25 protein-coding genes and 2 pseudogenes are annotated in these 24,009 nt (G+C 58.2%); 9 read left to right on the top strand and 18 right to left on the bottom strand.

The genetic code is table 11. The features are described from left to right. From ACKUUJ_RS06275 to ACKUUJ_RS06265, 3 genes and pseudogenes are all read right to left on the bottom strand, one after another. Window positions 1-478, bottom strand: a pseudogene (locus tag ACKUUJ_RS06275) (lantibiotic ABC transporter permease); the annotation flags it as partial. Further along, on the bottom strand, window positions 478-1,248 hold the full coding sequence (locus ACKUUJ_RS06270; protein WP_409065025.1) for a hypothetical protein: 771 nt from the start codon (window positions 1,246-1,248) through the stop codon (window positions 478-480). The gene ACKUUJ_RS06270 and the pseudogene ACKUUJ_RS06275, both read right to left, overlap by 1 nt. Further along, on the bottom strand, window positions 1,245-1,973 hold the full coding sequence (locus tag ACKUUJ_RS06265; RefSeq protein WP_409065024.1) for a lantibiotic protection ABC transporter ATP-binding protein: 729 nt from the start codon (window positions 1,971-1,973) through the stop codon (window positions 1,245-1,247). The genes ACKUUJ_RS06270 and ACKUUJ_RS06265 overlap by 4 nt, the downstream gene beginning before the upstream one ends. Before the next feature lie 395 nt (window positions 1,974-2,368). Here ACKUUJ_RS06265 and ACKUUJ_RS06260 point away from each other — a divergent pair, with 395 nt between their 5' ends. The 6 genes from ACKUUJ_RS06260 (at window position 2,369) to ACKUUJ_RS06235 (ending at window position 7,215) form a co-directional block, all read left to right on the top strand. Beyond that, window positions 2,369-3,073 carry a CDP-alcohol phosphatidyltransferase family protein gene (locus ACKUUJ_RS06260; protein WP_349125660.1) on the top strand — a complete coding sequence of 235 codons (705 nt, stop codon included), beginning with the start codon at window positions 2,369-2,371 and terminating at the stop codon, window positions 3,071-3,073. A 66-nt stretch (window positions 3,074-3,139) separates the two neighbouring features. Next, window positions 3,140-3,574 carry an FHA domain-containing protein gene (locus tag ACKUUJ_RS06255; protein ID WP_409065023.1) on the top strand — a complete coding sequence of 145 codons (435 nt, stop codon included), beginning with the start codon at window positions 3,140-3,142 and terminating at the stop codon, window positions 3,572-3,574. Window positions 3,575-3,577: 3 nt separating this feature from the next. Beyond that, a complete protein-coding gene (locus tag ACKUUJ_RS06250) occupies window positions 3,578-4,462 on the top strand; it encodes a MerR family transcriptional regulator (RefSeq protein ID WP_409065022.1) in 885 nt (294 codons plus the stop codon). A gap of 38 nt (window positions 4,463-4,500) precedes the next feature. After that, window positions 4,501-5,031, top strand: a complete 531-nt coding sequence (locus ACKUUJ_RS06245) for an adenine phosphoribosyltransferase (protein ID WP_409065021.1) — start codon at window positions 4,501-4,503, stop codon at window positions 5,029-5,031. A 32-nt stretch (window positions 5,032-5,063) separates the two neighbouring features. Beyond that, complete coding sequence (locus tag ACKUUJ_RS06240; protein ID WP_409065020.1) at window positions 5,064-6,170, top strand: coiled-coil domain-containing protein; 1,107 nt, start codon at window positions 5,064-5,066, stop codon at window positions 6,168-6,170. Between the two features lie 178 nt (window positions 6,171-6,348). Further along, complete coding sequence (locus ACKUUJ_RS06235) at window positions 6,349-7,215, top strand: DegV family protein (protein WP_409065019.1); 867 nt, start codon at window positions 6,349-6,351, stop codon at window positions 7,213-7,215. A 72-nt stretch (window positions 7,216-7,287) separates the two neighbouring features. Here ACKUUJ_RS06235 and ACKUUJ_RS06230 read toward each other — a convergent pair whose 3' ends face one another. Then, window positions 7,288-7,899 carry a DUF1836 domain-containing protein gene (locus tag ACKUUJ_RS06230; RefSeq protein WP_409065018.1) on the bottom strand — a complete coding sequence of 204 codons (612 nt, stop codon included), beginning with the start codon at window positions 7,897-7,899 and terminating at the stop codon, window positions 7,288-7,290. 154 nt (window positions 7,900-8,053) lie between these two features. After that, window positions 8,054-8,992: an NAD(P)/FAD-dependent oxidoreductase gene (locus ACKUUJ_RS06225; protein ID WP_409065017.1), complete on the bottom strand. Its 939-nt coding sequence runs from the start codon at window positions 8,990-8,992 to the stop codon at window positions 8,054-8,056. A 117-nt stretch (window positions 8,993-9,109) separates the two neighbouring features. On the opposite strand from ACKUUJ_RS06225, the gene ACKUUJ_RS06220 reads away from it, so the two are divergent. Continuing rightward, a complete protein-coding gene (locus ACKUUJ_RS06220; RefSeq protein ID WP_409065016.1) occupies window positions 9,110-10,411 on the top strand; it encodes an MGDG synthase family glycosyltransferase in 1,302 nt (433 codons plus the stop codon). Between the two features lie 463 nt (window positions 10,412-10,874). Here the strand turns inward: ACKUUJ_RS06220 and dut are convergent, their stop codons facing one another. The 3 genes from dut to ACKUUJ_RS06205 are packed head-to-tail and all read right to left on the bottom strand — an operon-like array spanning window position 10,875 to window position 12,267. Beyond that, complete coding sequence (gene dut, locus ACKUUJ_RS06215) at window positions 10,875-11,318, bottom strand: dUTP diphosphatase (RefSeq protein ID WP_035138481.1); 444 nt, start codon at window positions 11,316-11,318, stop codon at window positions 10,875-10,877. Window positions 11,319-11,322: 4 nt separating this feature from the next. Next, the gene (nrdR, locus tag ACKUUJ_RS06210) at window positions 11,323-11,766 is read right to left on the bottom strand and encodes a transcriptional regulator NrdR (RefSeq protein WP_409065015.1); all 444 of its coding nucleotides are present in this window, start codon (window positions 11,764-11,766) and stop codon (window positions 11,323-11,325) included. 51 nt (window positions 11,767-11,817) lie between these two features. Next, window positions 11,818-12,267, bottom strand: coding sequence for a LysM peptidoglycan-binding domain-containing protein (locus ACKUUJ_RS06205; protein ID WP_117564803.1), 450 nt, complete (start codon window positions 12,265-12,267; stop codon window positions 11,818-11,820). A 163-nt stretch (window positions 12,268-12,430) separates the two neighbouring features. On the opposite strand from ACKUUJ_RS06205, the gene lexA reads away from it, so the two are divergent. Together lexA and ACKUUJ_RS06195 are read left to right on the top strand one after the other, a co-directional pair. Next, window positions 12,431-13,075: a transcriptional repressor LexA gene (lexA, locus tag ACKUUJ_RS06200; protein WP_215674789.1), complete on the top strand. Its 645-nt coding sequence runs from the start codon at window positions 12,431-12,433 to the stop codon at window positions 13,073-13,075. Further along, a pseudogene (locus tag ACKUUJ_RS06195) lies at window positions 13,075-13,779 on the top strand (heparan-alpha-glucosaminide N-acetyltransferase). Before lexA ends, ACKUUJ_RS06195 begins: the two are co-directional and overlap by 1 nt. Here ACKUUJ_RS06195 and hflX read toward each other — a convergent pair. From hflX to pgsA, 10 genes are all read right to left on the bottom strand, one after another. Continuing rightward, window positions 13,764-15,053, bottom strand: a complete 1,290-nt coding sequence (hflX, locus tag ACKUUJ_RS06190) for a GTPase HflX (protein WP_409065014.1) — start codon at window positions 15,051-15,053, stop codon at window positions 13,764-13,766. The pseudogene ACKUUJ_RS06195 and the gene hflX overlap by 16 nt on opposite strands. Next, the gene (gene miaA, locus ACKUUJ_RS06185; RefSeq protein ID WP_409065013.1) at window positions 15,053-15,991 is read right to left on the bottom strand and encodes a tRNA (adenosine(37)-N6)-dimethylallyltransferase MiaA; all 939 of its coding nucleotides are present in this window, start codon (window positions 15,989-15,991) and stop codon (window positions 15,053-15,055) included. The genes hflX and miaA overlap by 1 nt, the downstream gene beginning before the upstream one ends. Beyond that, window positions 15,991-17,361 (bottom strand): tRNA (N6-isopentenyl adenosine(37)-C2)-methylthiotransferase MiaB, encoded by a 1,371-nt coding sequence (gene miaB / locus ACKUUJ_RS06180; protein WP_409065012.1) that lies wholly within the window; start codon window positions 17,359-17,361, stop codon window positions 15,991-15,993. The genes miaA and miaB overlap by 1 nt, the downstream gene beginning before the upstream one ends. Window positions 17,362-17,426: 65 nt before the next feature. Then, the gene (locus ACKUUJ_RS06175; RefSeq protein WP_118079896.1) at window positions 17,427-17,744 is read right to left on the bottom strand and encodes a stage V sporulation protein S; all 318 of its coding nucleotides are present in this window, start codon (window positions 17,742-17,744) and stop codon (window positions 17,427-17,429) included. Window positions 17,745-17,818: 74 nt separating this feature from the next. Next, window positions 17,819-18,904, bottom strand: coding sequence for an ATP-binding protein (locus ACKUUJ_RS06170; RefSeq protein ID WP_409065011.1), 1,086 nt, complete (start codon window positions 18,902-18,904; stop codon window positions 17,819-17,821). A 1-nt stretch (window position 18,905) separates the two neighbouring features. Then, the gene (rny, locus tag ACKUUJ_RS06165; protein WP_118079891.1) at window positions 18,906-20,456 is read right to left on the bottom strand and encodes a ribonuclease Y; all 1,551 of its coding nucleotides are present in this window, start codon (window positions 20,454-20,456) and stop codon (window positions 18,906-18,908) included. Window positions 20,457-20,713: 257 nt separating this feature from the next. Next, entirely contained in the window at window positions 20,714-21,406 is a 693-nt protein-coding gene (locus ACKUUJ_RS06160) for a regulatory protein RecX (RefSeq protein WP_409065010.1), read from the bottom strand. Between the two features lie 11 nt (window positions 21,407-21,417). Continuing rightward, a complete protein-coding gene (gene recA, locus ACKUUJ_RS06155) occupies window positions 21,418-22,566 on the bottom strand; it encodes a recombinase RecA (RefSeq protein WP_118079887.1) in 1,149 nt (382 codons plus the stop codon). A 257-nt stretch (window positions 22,567-22,823) separates the two neighbouring features. Next, on the bottom strand, window positions 22,824-23,339 hold the full coding sequence (locus ACKUUJ_RS06150) for a CinA family protein (RefSeq protein ID WP_409065009.1): 516 nt from the start codon (window positions 23,337-23,339) through the stop codon (window positions 22,824-22,826). Between the two features lie 27 nt (window positions 23,340-23,366). After that, window positions 23,367-23,915 (bottom strand): CDP-diacylglycerol--glycerol-3-phosphate 3-phosphatidyltransferase, encoded by a 549-nt coding sequence (pgsA, locus tag ACKUUJ_RS06145; protein ID WP_409065030.1) that lies wholly within the window; start codon window positions 23,913-23,915, stop codon window positions 23,367-23,369. Between the last annotated feature and the right edge of the window lie 94 nt (window positions 23,916-24,009).

Below are 24,009 nucleotides of genomic sequence, written 5' to 3'. Positions count from 1 at the left end.
AGAGGGGCAGGCTGCCCAGCACGATGCCCGCCCAGGCGGCCGCAAGCGGAGCGGGCCCGAGCGGCAGGCGCCCGGCGACGGCGAGCGCGGCCCCGAACACGCCGAGCGCCACGGCCAGCGCGCCCGCGCCGAGCGCCGCAAGGGCGAGCAGCTTCGCCGCGACGGCGCGCCCGCGCGAGGGGACCGCCGTGAGGTTGGCGAGGCGCCCGGCAGCGCGCTCCTCGTCCACGGCGAGCCCGCAGACGATGGCGGACATGAGCGGCATGAGGGCGCCGAGGAACTGGGCGTAGGCGCCCGCGCCCAGCGCCGGGTCCCATCGGGTTACGGAGAAGTACTCGCCGCAGGCAAGACCGGCTGCCAGGCCGCAGACGAGGTGCACCACTGCGAGCGGGGAGCGCGCCAGGCGCAGGGCCTCGGAGAGCAGGGCCCGCGGGAGAGTCATGCGCGGCGTCGGGTCGGAGAGTCGTGTCATGGCCATCACCTCTCCTCGGAGCGCGCGAACCAGGCCGCGCCCGCCGCCGTGAGCGCGGCGAACGCGAGCGCGCAGACCGCAAGGCCCGCCAGTGTGAGCATGCCGTCCGCCGCGAGCGCCCCGCCGAGCGCCATGTCCGCCGCGAGCGGCTCGCCGCTCGGCAGCACGGGGATGAAGCTCGTGGGGATGACCATGCTCGCCGACGGCGGAAAGAGCTGCGGCAGCGGCACCAGCGACCAGGCGAACCCACCCACGAGCTGCGTGGCGAGCGGGCAGAAGATGCCCGCGAGCATGCCGAGCCGCGCCGTGAGGAAGAGCCCTGCGGGGATCATCCACGCCGCGGTCACCGTGTTGGCGAGCGCGCAGAGGAGCATCGTGAGCGTGCCCGCGGCCGTGAGGCCCTGCGAGGAGAACGCCGATCCCGCGAGGTAGATGCCGAAGACCACGAGGTTCGAGAGCGCGCAGAGCGCGAGGCACCAGAGCGCCTTGGCCCACCAGGTGCGCCCGAGCGGGAAGCCCAGGCCCAGAAGCCCCCGCATCCGCGTGCGAGCGTCCGCCCGCGCGACGCACGCCACCACGAGCGAGAGAGACACGGGCAGGAAGAGCGCGTACCAGTAGTTCCACGCGCTGAAGATCTGCACGCCCCGGTAGGGCATCGCGCCGAGCAGCGGCATCGGCAGCGCCATGAGCACGGCCAGGCGAACCGGTGCCGCGTGGCGCGACTTCAGGGCCTCGGCGCGCAGGCCCGCGAGCAGGCCGCCTTTCTCGCCCGTCATGCCGCCACCTCCCCGCGCGCTCGACGCCCCTCCCGGCAGACGCTCATGAAGAGTTCCTCGAGGTCCTGCCCGGGTCGAAGCGCATCCTCGTAGGCGAGGCGCCCCCCGCAGATGATGCCGATGGTGTCCGCCATCTGCTGCACCTCGGAGAGGATGTGGCTCGAGACGACCACCGTCGTACCCGCCGCCGCGAAGCCGCGGATCTGGTCGCGCAGCTCCTCGATGCCGATGGGGTCGAGTCCGTTGGTGGGCTCGTCGAGCACAAGCAGGCGCGGCCGGGCGATCAGCGCCAGCGCGAGCCCCAGGCGCTGCCGCATGCCCATCGAGAAGCGCCCGGCGCGCTTCTTCCCGGTGTCCGCGAGGTCCACGGCGGCGAGCACCTCATCTACGCGGCTCTCGGGAAGGCCCAGCAGCGTGGTGCGCACGCGCAGGTTCTCGCGCGCGGTGAGGTTGGGGTAGAGCGGCGCCTCCTCGATGAGGCTGCCGATTGCGTAGAGGTCCTCGCGACGCCAGGCGTGCCCGGCAAAGAGGATCTCCCCGGCCGTCGGCCGCAGCATCCCGCAGATCATCTTGAGCGTTGTCGACTTGCCGGCGCCGTTGGGGCCGAGCAGCCCGTACACCTCGCCCTCGCGGATATGAAGGCTCACGTCGGCCACGGCGTCCTGCGCCTGGTCGCCGCGGCCGAAGCGCTTGGTGAGCCCGCGCGTCTCGAGCATGTAACCCATGGGTTCGTCCTTTCTCTTCCGGGCGCGCGGGCCGAGCCACCGTGCCCGCGCGCCTTACCTTTCGGGTTCACCATCCATGGTGGGGCGCGTTTCTAACGAAGCTGTAACGGCCGTTGGGCTCTTTTGGCGCCAGCCCTTCTCGACCCGCACATCATGATTAATTTGCTTAAGGCAACAACTTTCCCGATCGATGTAACCACCGAATCAAAACGTGTGCATCGGCCACCAAAGATGCCGAAAAATGTCGTTTTTGGAGGCTGATGTACACAAAAGCGATTGACATCCCGCTCGATACCGTCCTCCACATGTCTGGACTCTCTATGCTTACGCTGGATAGACATCGCCAGAACGGGTATAGTATCGAAAGTTTTGTCGTTTACCAGCGGGGGAGTCCTGTGGGCATCAAAAAGAAGATCAAAAAGGAGCTTATCGGCACCTCCGATTACCCGTCGAATAAGATCTTCACGATCTCCAATTTCATTACCTTCACGCGCCTGATCCTCACGCTGGTCTTCCTGTACCTGTTTGTGACGGATAACAACCGCGTTGTCGCCATCGTCATCTATGCCATCGCGGCCTCCACCGACTGGATGGACGGTCAGATTGCCCGCATGACCAAAACGGTCTCGTGGCTCGGCAAGGTTATGGATCCCATCTGCGACCGTGCGCTGCTATTTACAGGCGTTTTAGGTCTCGTGGTTCGCGGCGAGCTTCCCATCTGGGTCTGCGTGCTCATCATTGGTCGCGATATCTACCTTGGCATCGGCACGCTTATCGTGCGCCACTATCACCGCCGCCCCATCGACGTAGTGTTTCCCGGCAAGATTGCGACGGCGCTGCTCATGACCGGCTTCTCGCTCATGCTGCTGGGCTTTCCCACTGTGGATGGCTGGCACCTGCTGCCCGCTACGTTCACGGCCTTCCCGGGCCTCAACGGCAGCCCGGTACCGCTTGGCATCTTCTTTGTGTACGGCGGCGTCATCTTCTCCATGCTCACCGCCGTCATCTATTCCATTAAGGGTGGAGCAGCCATTAAACAAGCCGTGGCGCATCCAGAGGACGAAGACATCGACTTTCTTAACCCCGAAATCGAAGATTAAGCCATTGGGGTATGATTACGTTCAGTACATTTTTTGCGGCATGTCCGCGTTAAGTTAGGGGTTGTCATGGACAACATGGTTAACAATATGCCTCAGAACGGTAAGGCCTCAGACGCCACTTGCGTTTTCCGCGTTCCTTCGAGCGATGTCACCGTTCCCGACCTCATGGCCAACGTGCACATCACCGCACCCGTCTTATCTATCGTCAAAGGCCCGCAAACCGGTGCAGCCTTTGAGCTCGAGGATAATGTGACCACCATCGGCCGCGATCCCGCTAACGGCATCTTCCTCAACGACATGACCGTGTCGCGTAGCCACGCGCGCATTATTCGCGAGGGTCTGGGTGCCCGCATCGAGGACCTGGGCTCGCTCAACGGTACGTGGGTTGACGGCGCTATCGTCAACGGCGCCCCGCTGCACGATGGCTCTTCCGTCCAGATCGGTACGTTTACGCTCATCTACCACGAGAGCACGCCGGAGCGCATCGAAACCGGTGAGTAGGGCATGGCCGAACGCAACTATCTGAGTATCGGCCAGGTCGTCAATCTACTTCGAGGCGCATACCCCGATCTTTCGAACTCAAAAATTAGATTTCTCGAAGATGAGGGGCTCATCACCCCTCATCGCACGCCTAAGGGCTATCGTCAGTACTCCAAGGAGGACGTTGACCGCCTGGAGGTCATTCTGCACCTGCAGAAGACTCGCTACATGCCGCTCAACGTGATCAAGCAGCGCCTGGAAAACGCCACGGACCTGTCTACGCTCGCCTACGAGGTGGGCCTGCTGTCCGACGTTCCGCTCAAGACGGAGCCCAAGGAGACCAAGCAAAAGCTGCATCCTATCGAGACCATCCCCGATATGCTCGGTGTTGAGATCTCGTTTATCCGCTCCCTGGCCGAAAACGACCTCATTCGCATCATCAAGAGCCCGCAAAACCGCGAGCTTGTCGATGGCCGCGATTTCCCGATCATCCGTTACTGCTCCGAGCTTTCGCGCTTTCATATCGAGCCGCGCAACCTGCGCCAGTACGTATCGTCGGCAAACCGCGAGTCCTCGATGTTTGAGCAGGTGCTCGTGAGCATGCTCGGCATGGACACTTCCGATGACGAACGCGACGCCAAGCTCGAGCGCGCGTTTAAGAAGCTGCATGACCTCACCGAAGGTGTCCATACCGCACTGCTCAAGAACCGCGTATTTGAGTCACTCAACGCCGTGGTCGAGGACGCCGATATCGATGCCCTCGACGAGGAGATTGCACGCTCCGAATCCACCAAGGCCAAAAGCGAAGAGGCATCCGTCCCAGTGGCTCCCGTGCGCGAGGAATCTATCGTGCAGCCTCTCAAGGTTGTCGCCCCCTCACGCGCCGGCACCGCCAGCGCGGCCAAATAGACGCTGCTACAAACCAGCCTCCCCTGAAAGGTCATGCCATGTACGACTTCGAATCTCATATCGTCAACATCCCCGACTATCCCGAGCCCGGAGTCGTCTTTAAGGACATCACGCCGCTCTTCGGTAATCCCGAAGCGCTAAAGGCCATGGTAGATGCCCTGGCCGAGCATTTTGCCGGCATGGGCATCACCAAGGTCGTGGGTCCCGAGGCTCGCGGCTTTATGGTCGGCGTGCCCGTGGCCGTCGCCCTAGGCGCTGGCTTTGTGCCCGCACGCAAGCCGGGCAAGCTGCCTCGCAAGACGGTGAGCGAGAGCTACGAGCTCGAATATGGCACCGACTCTATCGAGATCCACGCCGATGCCATTACCTCTAAAGATACCGTGTTGATTCTGGACGACTTGGTCGCGACGGGCGGAACCGTCGCGGCAACAGGTAAACTGGTGCGAGATATGGGCGCAAAGCTTGTGGGTTACGGTTGTATCCTCGAGCTTGCGTTTCTTAACCCGCGCAAGAAGCTCACGCCTTCCAACGAGGACGTCGAGCTCTTTAGCCTGGTAACGGTGGACTAGCCGCTACCCTTAGATACCGGAAAGGAAGCTCCATGCGCACAGCAAATACGCACAAAAACATGGCACGCTGCGCTGCTACGGCAACCCTCGCTTGTGTTTTGGGCCTGGGCCTCGCGGCTCCGGCCTATGCCGATACCGCATCCGACCTTGCCGCCGCTCGTACCAAACTCGAGCAGATCGGCACGCAGACCCAGCAAATTCATGAAGAACTCTCCGCACAGACGCAGGAGCTTGATCAGACTGCAGGCGAGATCACGCAAAAGCAGCAAGAGATTGCCGAGGGCCAGGCAAAGCTTTCGAGCTACGTTGCCGGCGAGTACAAGACCGGCGGTCTGAGTCTCCTTCAGGTTCTGACAGGCGTCGACGATCTGGGCGACATGCTCAACCGTCTGTTCTATTACGGCAAGGTTTCCGACAAGCAGGCCCAGACCATTCAGGATGTCAAGGACCTTAAGCAGCAGCTCACCGATAAGCAGGCCGAGCAGGAGAAGAACGTCGCCGCGACGCAGAAGAAGGTCGACGAGCTCAACGCCCAGCAGGCTGAGGCCCAGAGTGTCGTGAGCTCCCTGGACTCCCAGCTGCAGGCCGAGCTTGCCGCCGAGGCTGAAGCCAACGCAGCACTTCAGGCCGGCATTAACGCCAGCACCGCCGAGAAGGCTACGGTGAGCAACGACACCGCCGGTACGACTGAGAACACCAACAATGGCGGCAATACGCCCGCGCCCACTCCTACGCCCGCTCCGGCCCCTACGCCGCAGCCCGCCCCGGCTCCGGCTCCGGCGCCGACGCCTTCCGCACCGAGCCAGTCTGTTGACGGCGGTTCCGTTGTTTCGCGCGCCTACAGCAAGCTTGGTTGCGCTTATTCCTGGGCCGGCATTGGACCGGACAGCTTTGACTGCTCCGGTTTTGTAAGCTACTGTCTCACGGGCCGCTACTGCCGTCTGGGCACCACCGGCACCTTCATGGGTTGGACCCGCGTGTCCGACCCGCAACCGGGCGATGTCGTGGTTAACTCCTACCATACTGGCATCTATATCGGTAATGGTCAGATGATCCATGCTTCCGACTACAAGACGGGCGTCATCATCAGCTCCGTCGCAGCCGGCATGAACAACAACTACATTTTCGTGCGCTACTAATTTTTTACTACAGCGAATGAACGTGGGCCTCGCGATCTTGAATCACGAGGCCCATTCTATTTGCCCCAACCGTTTGCCATAAGATCAGTACGGCTATCTAGTATTCAAAACTAGATAGCCGTCCAATCAATCAAAAAGATGGCTATAATTGTTGGGGAACAAATAGAAAGGACCCTCAATGAGCTGGGCGCTTATCTCCGATTCGAGCTGCAATCTTCGCGATTGGCAGCCAACCACACCTCATACCACCTTTGCATTTACACCCCTTAAGATCCGAGTGGGGGAGCGCGAATTTGTCGACGACCTCTCGCTCGATGTTCACGAGCTCAATTGCGCCGTGCAGGCGGAGTCGAGCGCTTCTTCGAGCGCCTGTCCAAGCGTAGGGGAGTGGGCCGAACTCTTTAGGCTTGCCGACAAGACGATTTGCATGCCCATCTCCGAGGGAGTCTCGGGAAGCTACAATGCCGCGGCCACCGCACGTGACATGGTGCTTGCCGAGGAGCCGGACCGTCAGATTCATTTGGTTAACTCGCGAGCCGCAGGTGGCAAAATGGATTTGATCTTCCTGCTGTTCGACCGCTATCTTGCAAGCAACCCAGATGCCTCCTTTGAGGACGCCTGCGCCTATTTCGATAGCTTGGAGCAGAACAGCAAGATCCTCTTTAGTTTGTGCAATTACGAAAATCTTGCGAAGGCCGGACGTATCCCTAAGGCGGCCGGCGTCATTGCCAACAGGCTCAATATCCGCATTTTGGGCACGGCGAGCGAAGCGGGCAAAATTGAACTCGTTGGTCACACCCGCGGCGAAAAGAAGATGCTCACCAAGATTGTCGACACCATGGAGGCTGAGGGCTTTACCGGCGGCGAGGTCGTAATCGACCATGTCGAAAATGAGGCGGGCGCCCAGGCACTTGCCAGCCGCATTGTGGAGCATTGGCCCGGCTCCAAAACCATCATCATGCCTTGCAACGGACTGGATTCATACTATGCCGAGATGCACGGGCTCATTATCGGCTACGGCATGGGCGTGGCTTCGGGCCGATAATTTCCAACTAGACAAACGCACGGGCGGGATAAGGGGCCAATGGCTCTTTATCCCGCCCGTCTTATGCCCCGATTAGCTATTAAACCCATTAAACTTAAGGTAGCTCATCAGGTATGCCTTCGAAACGAAGGACGATACCGCACTGCGCACGAGCAGCGACTCGCGCGTGACCTGATGGGCGGTATCGGGCACGGGAGTCTGCTCGACGGAAAACGCCGCACGAATCGATGCCTCAAGTTGATCGACTACATAATCGAAAGCAGTCGGAGCGTCGTAACTCAAGCGCTGAATATTAAAGAGTGCCTGAACCGCAGCGATGGGCAGCACCTGCTTAAAGATACAAATGGCGATGAGACGCGCAATCTGCTCACGGCCATACTGCTTTTTAACCGGAGCAGGAACGAGACCGACCTTCACGTAGTTATTGATCATCGATGGTGTGATAACGGGCTGCTCTACGCAAATCGAAAGCGGCTCCATCCACAGCGCAACATATTCAATAACCTGATCGCGATAGAGCGTTACGTTGGGCAGCTGGTCATAGCGTGGCAGGCTCAAAGCGTTGAGCTTACCCACCATATCGGACTGAATAAATGCATCCGGCAGCACCGTCGGCTGAATATCCCCCGGCTTAATGCTGACCGATGTATCGGACATCGGGATAACATGTTTGACGTGGTTCATAAGGATCCTCCGTTCGTTATCTATATTGTATTCTAGGTCATCTAGTTTTGCATATCACATAGCCGCTAAGTAAAAGTGGTTGGACAGCACATTTATGCACTGCCCAACCACTTTGTTTGAAGATAACAACCTTACATAAGATATATTATCGTACTTATCCGCGTAAGAAAGCGTATGCGCTGGTAGCCGCTATAGCTCCGTCCGAAACGGCGGTCACAACTTGACGTAAACGCTTGGAGCGAATATCGCCGGCGGCAAATAAGCCAGGTGTGCGGGTGGCCATCGATTCGTCGGTCACAATACCGCCGTCGGGCGCCAGATCTACCAGATGCTCAACAAGCTCGGTATGAGGCTGCGTGCCAGCAAAGACAAAAATGCCAAACGAACCAGGATCAAAGGACTCAACGTGCATTTCACTAGTCGCATTGTCCTTAAACGTGATTGTCGTGGGCATCGCCTCACCAGAAAGCTCAACAATACTAGTTTGGTACCTAACTGAAATATTATCTTTTGCGAGCACCTTTTGAACCACGCCATCGGGGGCACGGAACTGATCGCGTCGCAAGACGATGGTCACGCTGCTGGCGATTTCTGACAAGAACAGGGCTTCCTCGCAGGCAGCATTACCGCCACCGATGACAAAGACCTGTTTACCGCGAAAGAACATGCCATCGCACGTCGCGCAATAAGAAACGCCACGACCGCGATACGTATCCTCGCCAACAAAACCAGCAGATCGCGGCGTGGCACCCATGCAAGCGATAACGCTCGAGGCCAGCGTATCGCCCATATCGTGATGCACCGTAAACAGCGCCGCATCCGCATCGTAATCGATACCCGCAACCATGCTCCATGCAACCTGTGCTCCCAGGCCCTCTGCATGTTGCTGAAACCGCTCGCCGAGTTCGGCGCCACTCAAGAGCGGAATGCCCGGATAGTTCTCGACCTCATTGGTTGTGGCGATCTGTCCTCCCGACATACCTTGCTCAATCACGGTCGTCGTTAGGTTGGCGCGCGCCGCGTAAATGGCTGCAGCATAGCCCGCAGGCCCGCCGCCGATAATCGCAACATCGATCGGCTGATGAGTAGTCATGAAGAGACCTCCTGTCGAAAGATTGGCGTTCTTTGCGCTCATACCCAAATTTATGCGAACGTGACACTCATGCACTACAATGATTCTCTGTGAAACAAAGATGAAGGGGAGATATCGATGGATCAGACGCAGACGAGCGATGACGCTCCCCTGCTCACGCACAGCACTCCCCAATCGGGACAAACCACGCTCTTGGCTCAGCAAAAACCTCTCGTGACTATCGTGCACGCCTCGGTCGGCTCGGGCCACAAGGCCGCCGCAAATGCGATTGCGCAGGCATTCGACCACATCCGCGGCACCAATGGCATCCCCGAGGATGTTGAGATTGAAGTGCTCGATATCCTTGATTTTGGACGCATAAAATTCGACGGCAACAAAACGGCCGCCTCGTTTACCGGCGCCACGCGCCCAATTTATGACTTGACCTGGCGTTATACCCTTACCGGACACCTGCTTTGGGGCGGTGGCACGGCATGGTCGCGCATCATGTTCCCCGCATTTAACGAATACGTTCGAACTCGCAGGCCCATTGCCGTGGTAGCCACACATATCACGGCAGCCAACGTCGCCGTCGGCGCGCGCGTCATTACGGGCATCGACTATCCCGTCATTTGCGTTCCGACCGATTACGAGGTCGAGGGCTGGTGGCCCCATAAGGACACCGACCTATTCTGCGTAGCAAACGAGTTTATGGCCGAAACACTCCGACCCCGTAAGGTTCCCGAGGCAAAGATCCGCATTACGGGCATCCCCATTCGCACCGGGTTTGATACGGATTACAATCGCGAGGAAGAACTCGAGAAGTTCAATCTCCCCACAGACAAGCTCGTTGTGCTGGTGATGGCTGGCGCCAGTTTGCCTCAACCGTACGTTCGCTTTCGGGCGGAGATGGACCGCACCCTCCCCTTCCTGCGCAGCTTCGAGGACATGCACTTTGTCTTTTTGCCGGGCAAGGATGCCGAATATGCCACCCGTCTCAAAACGCTTTTCGATGCCATGAAACTCGAGAACGTCACGGTTCTTGACTACGTCGATGACATGGCAGCGCTTATGCACGGCTGTGACCTAGCAATTCTCAAATCGGGCGGACTCACTGTTACCGAATGCCTGTGCGCACACCTGCCGATGATCCTACTGGGCAAGTCCTATGGCCAGGAAAAGGCCAACACCACCATGCTCACCGGCATGGGCGCCAGCATGCATGTTACCACCGCACGCGAGCTCATCGTGACACTGCGCCATCTCCACGATCATCCCGAATCGCTCAAGGCACTGCTCATCAATGGCGAAGTACTGCGCCGTCCACGCGCGGCCGAGGATATCGCCATCGCAACCATGGAGCTTGCAGGAAAGCCCCAAAAACGTAAACGAGCCTTCTGCCGCTTCTACTGGGGCGGAAAACCTGCGCATATCCGCTAGTCGAATGTCCGCCGCTCTGCCGGAGCCGCCCTTATATCATTCCATGCTCAAACATTCTCGCGGGGCGCTCGCATCCCTCCCGACCACCTCTCACACATATCATCCCGTGCTCAAACATTCTCGCTTCGCTTCGCTCGCTGCGAAACTGCGCGTGGAACGATATGTGTGAGAGGTGGTCGGGCGGCTACTCGCTTGAAACAAAATTATCTTACTGGTTAGCCGGTGCGACAAAGGAACAATCGCTTTGTCGCACCGGCTAACTATTATTAGAAATTTTGTTTCTACCTTCGCAGGCTCTAACTGGGGCGAACCCGGCGTAGCCGCTAGCAAGTAAACGTAGCTCACCTGTGGGAGAGCCCTATATATCGTCCCGCGCGCAGTTTCGCAGCAACGCGAGAATGTTTGAGCACGGGATGATATATAGGGCTCTCCCACAGGTGAGCGAACGTAAGAGGCTATGCGACTAAGCCACGCCGCTGGAGCCGAAGCCTCCGTTGCCTCGGTCGGTTTCGTCTAGTTCTTCTACTTCTATGAGGTTAACCGTGGGGACTTCTTGGATGACGAGTTGGGCTATGCGGTCGCCTTTGTTGATTTGGATGTTGTTTGAGGGGTCCAGGTTGATGAGGATAACCTTGAGTTCTCCTCGGTAGTGGGCGTCGATGAGGCCCGGCGTATTGACTATAGACAGGCCCTGCTTGATGGCCAAGCCGCTGCGGGGCTGGACGAAGCCGGCGTAGCCATCGGGCAGGGCGATGGCCAGCCCGGTAGAGACCAGACGACGTTCGAAGGGCTTCAGGACGCAGTCCTCGTTGGAGCGCAGATCCAAGCCGGCATCGGTGGGATGGGCGTATTTGGGAAGCTCGACGGTGGGGTCGAGACGCTTTATGTTGACGGTAATGCAGGACATGGAATCACCTTAGCTTGTCGAGCTCTTGCAGAAACTCATCGACGTCTTTGAAATCGCGGTAGACCGAGGCAAAGCGGATGTAGGCCACCTTGTCGATCTTGGCCAGGCGCTTGAGTACCATATCGCCCAGGTCGTGGGACGTAACAGCCGTCAGCGTACGTGAACGCAACTCCACCTCGATATCATCGATGATCTCGTTGAGCTTTTTCGTATCGATATCGCGCTTAATCGTGGCGCGCATCAGGCCGACCAGCAGCTTGTTGCGATCGAACCGCTGCTTTGAACCGTCGGATTTGATGACCTCGATGGGATCTTCGCAGCGCTCGAACGTCGTAAAACGATAATTGCACGAACAACATTCACGACGGCGCTTGATAGTGTTGTTCGACTCCTGCATACGGGAATCGACAACGCGGGTATGTGCCTTGCCGCATTTGGGACAGCGCATGGTACCTCCTCCTAAACGATAACAAGGGTACCATGCGACCGAGCGGAAATCTTACGAACGAGCCGGAACTTTCAGAACTGCACCGGCATCAAGGGAGCCGCGATCGAGGTGATTGACACTACGAATCATGTCGGAAGTCTCCTGCGTGGAAAGGCCATCGATGGGATGCTCCTGGGCAAGCGACCACAGAGAATCGCCGGACTGCACACGAACCGTCTCGTAGGTAACGTTGGCTACGGAATCGGCATATGCTGCGTGACGAGCAGAAAAGACTGACGTGGCGAGCACAAAGAACAGGGTGAATGCTACAGCAACAGCAACAATCGTCGAAGCCTTCAGGGCAACAGGAGCCGAAGCAGCGGCCGCACGCTGGGTGCGAACGGGTTTAGTGGCCACGGCCTGAAAATGGGAGCGTCCACCCTTCACGACCGTGAAGGCAGGCGAGGCGGGCGCCTCGAGCTTAAGAGCAAGGTTTCCCTGGACCATATCCGCTGCGTTCATTCTGTTCTCCTCTCGTTTGTTTTGACGAGAACTGTTTTATCAAGCCGCGGGGACAAAAAAGTCTAGCGCGGGAACGAGTGTTCGGTTATTATTATCTTCGAACAGTTGTTCCTGTCAAGCAAAAATAGAACATTTGTTTGGTATGGGTAGAGAGGAATCCCTGATGGCTCGCAAAATTACCAAGCGTCAGCAGCAAATTTACGACTTCATCAAGGAATATCAGCAGGAGAAGGGCTATCCGCCCAGTGTGCGCGAGATGGCTTCGGCCGTGGGCCTTTCCTCCCCTAGCACCGTACATGCTCATCTCTCCGCGCTGGAAGCACGCGGCCTACTCAAGCGTGATGCCACCAAGCCTCGCGCTCTCGAGCTCTTTGACGAGGACGGATCTTCCGTCTCCATCTCAAAGTCCGATGAGCCCACGGCGCCTCGCGGCACCGTATCGCTGCCTCTCGTAGGCCGTGTCGCTGCAGGGATTCCCATCCTTGCCGAGCAGAATATCGAGGACACCTTTACTATCCCAACAGAGATCGCAACGGACCAGGGGTCCTTTATCCTCGAGGTCCACGGCAATTCGATGATTAACGTCGGTATCTATAACGGCGACTACATCATCGTCCGCGAGCAGAAGAGCGCCATGAATGGCGAGATTGTCGTGGCCATGATCGATGGTTCCGCAACAGTCAAAACGTTCTATAAGGAACAGGGACGCGTTCGCCTGCAGCCCGAAAACGACACTATGGAGCCTATCTATGCGACAAATCCCACAATCCTGGGCAAGGTCGTCGGCTTGATGCGCCGGTTCTCGTAATGCAAAAACGCATCACGGTCTTTGATACCATTCGCGGGTTTACCATGCTGTCGATGGCGGGATTTCATGCCTGCTACGACCTTGCCTACCTATATGGTTGGAAGATGCCCTGGTTTACCCAGACCATCTTCTAAGACATCTGGCGCGCCAGCATCAGTTGGGTATTTTTGTTTATTGCCGGCTGGATGTGCACTCTCTCGCGCAACAACATCAAGCGTGCCGCCAAATATGCCGTTGCCGCTTTGATCGTATGGATTGCAACGACGCTCGTCTCAGTCGATGACTCGGTAAACTTCGGCATCATTTTCTGCATGGCGGCATGCACAGCCATTGTTGCACTCGCGCGCCCGGTTCTCGATAGGGTACCTGCAGTATGGGGTATAACGATTTGCCTCATACTCTTTGCCTGTACCTGGAGCATTCCTAAAGCGGTCTACCCTATCCCCTATCTAGCTTGGCTGGGTTTCCCAAGTCCAGACTTCGTCTCCGGTGATTACTATCCGCTCATACCATTCTTATTTATGTACCTCGCAGGCTTCTTTGCCGCCCGCACGGCACAAAAAGCAAACCGTAAAGCGCCAGCATGGGCCTATTCGAATCCCATCCCGGCGCTCGCGAGCCTCGGACGCCATGCGCTGCCGTTCTATCTGCTTCATCAGCCGGTTATCTTGGGTGTACTGGAGCTGATTTATTCCGTTCGGTAACGCTCAAGACGTGGTGCGATACGGGCCGGAAGCTTTGCCACAATACGAACGCCGTCTTCGAGGTATTCCTCGTGCAGGAGGGTTCCCTGTTCGTGCACGAGCGTGATTAACGCGCCCTCTCGATACGGGATATCGGCCGAGAGCAACACGTCTGTAGCGGCCGCTTCACGAGCGATGTGGTCGACTAAGTCATCAAGACCCTCACCCGTCTGAGCCGAGAACAGCACCGCCTCGGGATAGCGCCGGCGAAAGCTCAAGCGATCGACGCTATCGAGCAGATCAATTTTATTGAACACGGTAAGCGTCAAGCGCTCACCGGCACCGATCTCGTCAAGGACACGATCAACCGCCTCAAGCTGACGCTCGTAATCCTCATCGGAAGCGTCTACAACTTTAAGAATCAAATCGGCGCCGAGCACCTCGGAAAGCGTAGATTTAAACGCGTCGACCAGGCCATGGGGCAGCTTTTGAATAAAGCCGACGGTATCGGTGATCGTCATGCCACGGCCACCGGGCAAACGGTACGAGCGCGTCGTAGGATCGAGCGTGGCAAACAGCTTATCCTGCGAAAGTACCGTGGATCCCGTCAAACGATTAAGCAACGTCGACTTGCCGGCATTGGTGTAGCCAGCCAACGCCACGCGAAACGCCGGCGATTCAATACGGCTTTTCGATTGCACATCACGACGTTGTTCAACCTGTTTCAGTTCGCGTCGAAGAGCTGCAATCTTATTACGAATTAGGCGACGGTCGACCTCGAGCTGGCTTTCGCCCTGGCCAAAGCGAGAGCCAATACCGCCACGCGTCTGTTCCTTAGCAAGATGGCTCCACATACCTCGCAGACGAGGCAGCAGATACTGCAACTGTGCCAGCTGCACCTGCAAGCGGCCCTCACGAGTCTGGGCATGCAGGCCAAAGATATCCAAAATCAATGCCGTACGGTCAATAATCTTGACCGGTTCGCCCACGGCTTTCTCAAGATAGGACTGCTGCGAGGGCGTCAGGTCGTCGTCGAAGATAACAACATCCGCATCCATACGATGCACCAAACCGCACAGCTCCTCGACCTTGCCGGAGCCGATAAGCGATTTGGGATAGGGTTTGACCAGGCGCTGAGACAAGCGTGCGACGCATTGGGCTCCAGCAGTGTGCGCCAGACGCTCAAGCTCGTCGAGCGAACGGTCGAGCGGCCAGGCGTTATCGCGCCACTCAACACCAACCAAGATGGCGCGCTCGGGTTCAGGCGCCGTGGGGACCAAAGGGAAACGAGCCATTAGGCAGCCTCGATGCGACGGTAAATATCATCAACGACCTCATCGATCGTAAACTCATCCATATCGAACCAAACGATGCGATCGTCACGCTTAAACCAGGAAAGCTGGCGCTTGGCATAGCGACGCGAGCGCATCTTGATAAGCTCACGGGCCTCATCCATGGTAATAGCGCCTCGCAAGGCATCGATAATCTCTTTGTAACCGATTGCCTGCATCGACGTGAGTGCATCACCCAGGCCCTGATCCATAAGGCCACGGACCTCATCAACCAGCCCCTGCTCAAACATAAGGTCGACACGCAGGTTAATGCGCTCATAGAGCACTTCACGGCTACGCGTCAGACCAAACCACAAGGCATGATAACGCTCGTGCGGGACGCTGAATTTCGACTTCTGCTTGGCATACGACACGCCGTCATCGTGCATCTCGAGCGCACGAATCACACGACGCACGTTATGGGGATGAATCACGGCAGCAGATTCCGGATCGCGTTCGGCAAGCAAGGCATGCAGTGCGTCCTCGCCAATGCGCTCGGCAAGCTCCTGGTAGCCCGCGCGACGCTCGTCCTCGAGTTCTCCCGAAGGAAAATCCATTTCATCGAGTGCAGCCTTGAGATACAAGCCCGTACCGCCGCAAAAGACCGGAAGCCGTTGCTCGCCAAGCAAACGCTCGATATGCGCTCGGCCGTCCGACTGATAGAGAGCAGCAGAATATGCGACGCCCGGATCCACGATATCGACAAGGCGCAGAGGTGCCGAGCACTCCTCGGGCATCATCTTGGCCGTACCGATATCCATACCGCGATAGATTTGCATCGCATCGCACGACAACACTTCGGACGACAAACGAGCAGCCAGGCGGTCGGCAACATCGCTCTTTCCGACCGCTGTCGGACCGACAATCGCTACAGCAGAAAGGCTTGCACCGGGAGAAATCATTAGCGGGGCTCGCCCACGACGGAGCCAGACAGATACCACGTCTTGGCGATATCAACATCGACGTCGACGATTTTACCGATGAGCTGATCGATGCTATAGCCAGCAGGAATCGGCGCATGCACCGTCTGGTTCTTAGGACTCTTGCCCAGAAGGACAGCGTCATTCTTCTTGCTCGTGCCCTCAATGAGCGCAGGCACCACGGTATGAAGCTCGCCCTGGTTATACTCGTGAGCCGTCGTCTCGATAACCTTGACCAGACGGTTAAAGCGCTCAAGGATAACCTCATGCGGGGTGGGGTCATAAATTTCAGCTGCCGGGGTACCGGCACGCTTGGAGTAAATAAACGTGTAGGCCTGGGCATAGCGCACCGTCTCGGCAAGCGAGAGCGTCTGCTCAAAGTCTTCCTCGGTCTCGCCCGGGAAGCCCACGATGATGTCGGTCGAAAGCGCAATATCGGGCATACGGTTGCGAATACGATCGACCAGGCCCAGATAATCCTCGCGCGTGTACCGACGATTCATCTCTTTAAGAATGCGCGTGGAGCCCGACTGAACGGCCAGATGGAGCTGCGGCATAACGGCAGGCGTCTCGGCCATAGCATCGATGGTCTCGGGCAGCAGATCTTTGGGATGCGAAGAGGTAAAGAAGATACGCTCGACGCCCGTATCGCCCACGGCGCGCAGCAGATCGGCAAAGCGCGGCTTACCAAAGAGATCGCGACCGTAGGAGTTAACGTTTTGGCCCAGCAGCGTAATCTCGCGCACGCCCTGGCGCACAAGCCCGGTCACCTCATCGACAATCTCCTCGAAGGGACGACTCTTCTCGCGACCACGGACGTAGGGCACGATGCAGTACGTGCAAAAGTTGTTGCAACCCGTCATGATGGGCACCCAAGCGTGATACTGCGTCTCGCGATGCCACGGCATACTCATGGCGTCGGTATCCTCATGCTCATTCGTACGGATATGGCGCTTGCCATCCAAAAACGCCTCGGCGATAAGCTCGGCCATGTGCGCAATGGAATGGGTACCAAAAATGACATTGGCGTTATCAACGTTGGTGTGCAAGCCCTCGCCATCGCGCTGGGCGATGCAGCCGCCCACGGCGACCACGCGCTTACCCGAAGGCGAAGGAGGAAGGCTCTTGCAGGAATTGCACTGACCATAGAGGCGCGTATCGGCAGCCTCGCGCACACAGCACGTCATGAACACGACAATATCGGCATGCTCGGGATCGAGCGCCATAAGACAGCCATACGAATCAAGCAAACCACTCACGCGCTCGGAGTCGTGCTGGTTCATCTGACAGCCGAATGTGCGGATAAAGTAGGTTTTACCGGCAAGAATATCGCGTACGGAACGCTGGTCCATGAGCATACATCCTAACGATGGTATCGACGGGGCGCATAGGTGCTACAAGCGTGCAGATGGCTCGTTTACGCAACAGGCTTAACGTCGTCCATGACGACGTTATCCATAGCAGCCCGATTAATCTGGTGAACGTAGATAGAGAGACGGATTGCCGTGCGCGACTCCCCGTTAATGAGGATGTCGGAGAACACCGGCGCGCAGGAGACATCAAAGCCGGTCGGAATCAGAAAGCCGCGCGCAATGGCAACGGCCTTAATGGCCTGGTTGACGGCACCGGCACCGACGCATTGAATGTTGACGGGGACGCCATCTTTGACCATGCCGGCAATGGCGCCGGCAACGGACGCGGGCGATGATTTGCTTGATACCTTCAGGCAATCCATGAAGAAACTCCTGCGTTTAAAAGTACGTTTTAACTGCAATAACTGTATCGTACCGAACGGACTCGGTAAAGATTTTATTCCTCTTTGGCAAGATCGAACGTCACCGTGATGCGATCACGCGAAACGCGAATCTTAGGGTCGCCGCACAGATTGAGGTAATACCGGGCAGCGAGGTCGTTAAAGTCACGCTCGACCGCACGCGAAAACTGCGCCATATCATCCTTGGCGATGCGAAGACCTCGACGGTCCTTGGCAAGATCGACGGGAGCCGGCGCATGCGAGGTGGAATCACGCTCGCGCAGCAGGCGCGCGGTCACGCCGCGAACGGGCTTAATCTGTCCCGACAGAATACGGTGGGCAGTGCGCTCGGACATCTCGAGACCCAACCCGGAGCAGATCCGGATAAAGTCCTCGGCATCCGAGGCAAGGCCCAAACGATCGATAACCGGAAGCTCGCACTCGTCATCGATAAAGAGCAGGCGCGACGTATCGAGACGACTCGAAGCCTGAGCGTACAGGGTCGCAGCGATCTCGGACGGAGAGCCCAGATACACATCGCAGCAACGCAGCTCCTCAAGGGCAAACTCACACGCAGCACGAATGATGTTGTGGGGGCCGCGAGCACATACATAGCGGCCGTCATCGTCTTTAACCGCCTGAGGCCAGCTCGACTGGTCGGCGCGCTCACCCAAGCGATCGGTGGCAACACACACCTTAAACGCGGAGCCCAAATCGACGCCCGAGGTAACAACGCGCGCCTCATCCGTGTTCTGCTTGATAGAGAACAGCGCCATACCACGACCGTGAACACCCCAACGGTCCATTTTCATGCTCTCAAGCTTGGAGGTGACACGGGCATCGAAGATACGCTCCTGCATATCCTGCGGCACACCCGAACCGTTATCCAGGAAGAGGAGGGTGCGAACACCCTCCTCCTTGGTCGTGGCAAGATAGACCTTATCGGCTCCGGCATCACGAGCATTGCGCAGCATCTCGATGACAATGTCCTCTACATGCTGAATGTCATGCTTGGCTTGACGGCGCTCGGCCTCCGAAACGCGGAGGCGGACATACCCCTCGCCAAGGTTTTCCTCGACGCGAAGGTTGCCCTCCCCCGACATCGACGCGATAAAAGAGATGAGCTCGTTCGCGTCGTTCATGTTATTTAGCGATATCGACAGCACGGCTCTCGCGAATCACGACAACGCGCACCTGACCGGGATACTCCATCTCTTCCTCGATCTGGTGGGCGATATCGTGCGCAAGCACCGTAGACTGGGCATCGGAGATCTTGTCCGGCTGGACCATGACATGAACCTCGCGACCGGCCTGCATGGCATAGGTACGCTCGACGCCGTCGTGAGAATTGGCAATCTCCTCGAGCTTCTCAAGGCGCTTGATGTAGTTCTCGGCCGACTCGCGGCGGGCACCGGGGCGAGAAGCGGAGACGGCATCGGCAGCCTGGACCAGAACGTCGAGCACCGTGTTGGGGTCGACATCGGCATGATGGGCCTCGATCGCGTGGACGATGACGGGCTTCTCGCCATAACGGCGGGCAAGCTCGGCGCCAATCACAGCATGAGGACCCTCAACGTCGTGATCGATGGCCTTGCCCAAGTCGTGCAGAAGACCGGCACGCTTGGCGGTCACAACGTCCAGACCAAGCTCGGAGGCCATAACGCCGCACAGGTCGGAGACCTCAAGCGAGTGCTGCAGCACGTTCTGACCAAACGAGGTGCGGTAGCGAAGAGCACCCAGGGTCTTGACGATCTCGGGGTGCAGATCGTGGATACCGGTATCGAAGGCGGCCTGCTCGCCAGCCTCGCGCACACGCTGCTGAACCAAGTCGGCGGCCTTGTGATACATCTCCTCGATGCGGGCGGGGTGAATACGGCCGTCTGCAATGAGGTTCTCGAGCGCCACGCGGGCAGTCTCACGACGGACTGGATCGAAGCTCGAAAGCACGACGGTCTCGGGGGTGTCGTCAATCACGAGGTTGACGCCGGACACCTGCTCAAAGGTGCGGATGTTGCGACCCTCGCGACCGATGATGCGACCCTTGAGGTCATCGGAGGGAATATGAACGGAAGTGACGGTGACCTCGGCGGTATGGTCTGCGGCGCAACGCTGAATCGCCAAGGAGAGAATCTCCTGGGCGGTCTTGTGGCACTCGGCGCGGACCTGCTGCTCGGACTCACGGATGATGGTGGCCGCCTCGTGGGTAACCTCGCCGCGGACCTTGTCGAGCAGCTCCTTGTGAGCGTCCTCGCGCGTAAGGTCGGCAATACGCTCAAGCTCGGAAGTCTGCTTGGCGCAGAGCTCCTCAAGCTCGCGAGAGCGCTTCTCGACCTGGCCAGCCTGGCTGGACAGCTGGTGCTCGCGCTTATCGAGCGCATCGTTGCGACGATCGAGCGATTCCTCGCGCTGCATCACGCGGTTTTCGAGCGTGCGAATCTCACTCTTACGCTGCTTGTCCTCGGCCTCGGCGGCCTGTTTGTTCTTGATGATCTCTTCCTTAGCCTCGAGCAGAGCCTCTTTTTTGAGGGTCTCGGCCTGACGCTTTGCATCACCGATCAGGGACTCTGCCTGCGCGTGTGCCGACTGAATCTTTTCGTCGGCCTCGTGAAGACTGCCCTGCTTGGCGGTGCGCATGTAGGCAATGGCGGCGATGGCACCCAAAACGAGGCCAACGAGCGCTGCAATGATAGGCATGCTCACTCCTTTTTATGGATTCGTTACACAGCAAAGCGAACCGTCCTTACGAACGGCTCGCGACATTTGAGTAATATGGGCACAGCTTATGCGGGTCGGATACAGATAAACATATAAACAAACTCATCACAGATGAGCACATATCACAAAGCAAATGACGGTATTTATCCTACGTTGAACCGCAACAACTGTCAAATAAACGCACCCGGCACGGCGCCAATCGAGCGGTGAACGGCAGGGGCGTAACAGGTGCACGCTTACACGGCACACTCCTCGCTTAAGGCATCGAGACGTGCCTTAACGGCATCGGCGGCGATGTGATACGAAAAACCCTTACCCATCAAGAATCTGACGAGCTTTTCGAATGCACGGACCTCGGGGACGCGACGTTTAGCGAGCAAGGCCGAAGCGCGGGCCAAGTCGTCATCCACGGCAAAATATGCCTCGGGATACCCGGGGATATCGTCAAGCACGACATGACGACGCTTGAGCTCAACCTCGATCTTGCGCTGTCCCCAGCCGCGACGTTTGCGCTCTTCGATAAAGTACGAGCAAAAACGGTTCTCGTCCAAAAACCGATACTCGGTCGCTCGAGCAACCGCAAAATCGATCGCGGGCTGTCGAAAGCCATAGCGCGCCAACTTATCGCGCACCTCGCCCGTGGCATGATCGCGGCGCGAAAGCATCTCGGTCACCATGGTGAGTGCACATTTGCGTTCGATAAGCTGCACCGCCTCGCGAAAGTCATCCCAATCACAGGGAAGATCGGGGCGGTTCTTAACGTACAGGCGCGCCACGCGCACGGGAATCCAAATGGAACGTTCGTAACCGCCCTCAAGATCGCAATCGATATGCGCACAGGGCTTTTTAGACGCATAACCGCTCGAGAACGAGGAGGCCGCTTTCTTATCGGGAAAGACGACCGTGGCCTCGGTCACCGTATACGACATGTCGGCATCCGCTACTCGTCGTCATCGTCGAGCATTGCGGAGCCATCGATGGCGTACAGCTCATCAAACTCCTCGGGGGCGGGCTGATCGGTCAGCTCAACCTCGGAGGGGGCATCATCGTCATACTCAAGACCGCAGGCAAGGCGAACCTTGTGCTCGATCTCGTCGGCGCAATCGGGGTGCTCGCGCAGGAACGTCTTGGCGGCCTCGCGACCGTTGCCGAGCTTATCCTCGCCATAGGCAAACCAGGACCCCATCTTTTTACAGATGCCGCACTCGACGGCCATATCCAGAATCGAGCCCTCTTTGGAGATGCCGGTGCCATACATGATGTCAAACTCAGCCGAGCGGAACGGAGCGGCCACCTTGTTCTTAACGACCTTGGCACGCACGCGATTGCCGATAACCTCGTCCTTGAGCTTGATGGTATCGATTTTGCGAATATCGATTCGCACGGAAGAGAAAAACTTGAGTGCGCGGCCGCCCGTGGTGGTCTCGGGGTTGCCGAACATGACGCCGATCTTCTCGCGCAACTGGTTAATGAAGATGCAGGTCGTGTTGGACTTGGCAAGCGAGCCGGCAAGCTTGCGGAGCGCCTGGCTCATCAAGCGAGCCTGCAGACCCACCGTCGTGTCACCGATCTCGCCCTCGATTTCGGCACGCGGAGTCAAGGCGGCAACAGAGTCGACGACGATGGCGTCGATGGCACCGGAGCGCACAAGCATATCGACGATCTCGAGCGCCTGCTCGCCTGTGTCGGGCTGGGAAATCAGGACCTCGTCGATATCGACGCCGATGCGCGCAGCATAGGTGGGATCAAGCGCGTGCTCGGCATCGATAAATGCAACGACACCACCCATGGCCTGCGCTTCTGCAAGGATCTCGAGCGAAAGCGTCGTCTTACCGGAGGACTCGGGGCCATAAATCTCGACGATACGGCCGCGCGGAACGCCGCCGATACCCAAGGCGGCATCGAGCGCCAGAGAGCCCGTCGGAATAGCCTCGACCTCGAGCTCGGGACCGCCGTCGCCATACCTCATAATAGAGCCCTGGCCGAACTTCTTCTCAATCTCGGCCTTGGTGGTGGCGATCATCTCGTCGCGCTCTTTACCCGTCGTGCGTGCATGAACGGTACGTACGGGACCTGAATTCTTGGCCATGAATAGCCCTCCTCTTAACAACCTGAAACGATAATAAACGAACGGCTGTTCGTGGTCAACCGTTCAGATTCATCATATGCACCCGACCATTCCAAAATCCGACCAAACGCCGACCAATCACCGACCAAACGCTTGACCAGGCCAATCACAAATACAGGTATTCGTACAAGTTTATGTCATGTACCAGCGCAAACGTAATTCCGATCAAAGGTCCCTATCTCCACAATTAAGGGGCCCTAAGGCCCCTTAAACCACGTCTATTCCATAGAATTGAGCACGCGGACAATGCGTCCCAAAGCCTCCGCGACCGCATGGGCACGAATGCACGACCGATCGCCCTCGTAATGACAGCGCGCAGACTCGACAACCGGCGCTCCCCCATCGGCCGCGCGATACGCCCAGCCAATATAGAACGTACCGGCGGGGTCCTGCTCGGTGCCACCACCGGGCCCAGCGTAACCCGTTGCGCTCACGGCTATATCGCTCTGATAGAGGTCCAGCGAGCCCGCAGCCATCTCACGCGCCGTCTGGTGCGACACGGCGCTAAACCGATCGAGCGTTTCCTGCTCGACGCCGAGCACGCGATGTTTGATCTCATCGCAATAGGTCACCGCGCCGCCACGAAGCACCGCCGAGGCACCCGGGATATCGGCAATCGTCGAGGCGATCATGCCCGCCGTCAGCGACTCCGCCGTCGAAACCGTCACGCCCCGAGCGCTCGCGCGCTCGACAATATCGCGCGCCAGCTCCTCGTTGTTTGCAGCGATCTGCAAATAAGACTCCGTCATACCCACCAGGACCTAGACCGAAAAGACGATCTTGCGGCAGTTCCAGAAGTACTGGGCGCCCGAGATAACGGTCAGGACAACGGCAACAGCGTACAGGAAGCGTGAGACGCCATAGACACCGAGCAACAGCTCCGCAGGCCCAAACTGGAGGCCGGCCATCGCAAAGACGCACAGATAGCCGCAGATGGAGACCATCGTGGTCGCCGTCTTGTACTTGCCGAGCTTATCGGCGGCAACGACTACACCGGCAGCACTCGCGACCATGCGAAGGGCGCTCACCAGCAGCTCACGGAACAGGATGATGAACACGGACCACACGGTCACCGCGCCAAAATCAAGGAACAGCAGCAGGGCCGAGAACACGAGCAGCTTATCGGCGATGGGGTCCAAGAACTTGCCGAAATCAGTGATCTCGTTGCGCGAGCGCGCCAGATAGCCGTCGACCTTATCGGTGCACGACAGGATCACATACAAAATGAAGGCAGCGGCGGCGAGCGGGCCGTCGAAGGTGCTCCAGTCCGTACCGGCAACGCTCGCGTGAGACAGGGCCGAAACGATCATGAACACCGGGATAAAGACGATGCGAACGCACGTCACGATGTTGGCGGGCGTCCAAACACTCGTCAGTTCCTTATTACTCTCGTTTGCCACGACG

It is taken from the genome of Collinsella sp. wc0583 (assembly GCF_046116915.1).
Lineage (GTDB): Bacteria > Actinomycetota > Coriobacteriia > Coriobacteriales > Coriobacteriaceae > Collinsella.
Note: the sequence above shows the minus strand (reverse complement) of the source record. Positions and strands in the feature narration are given on the sequence as shown.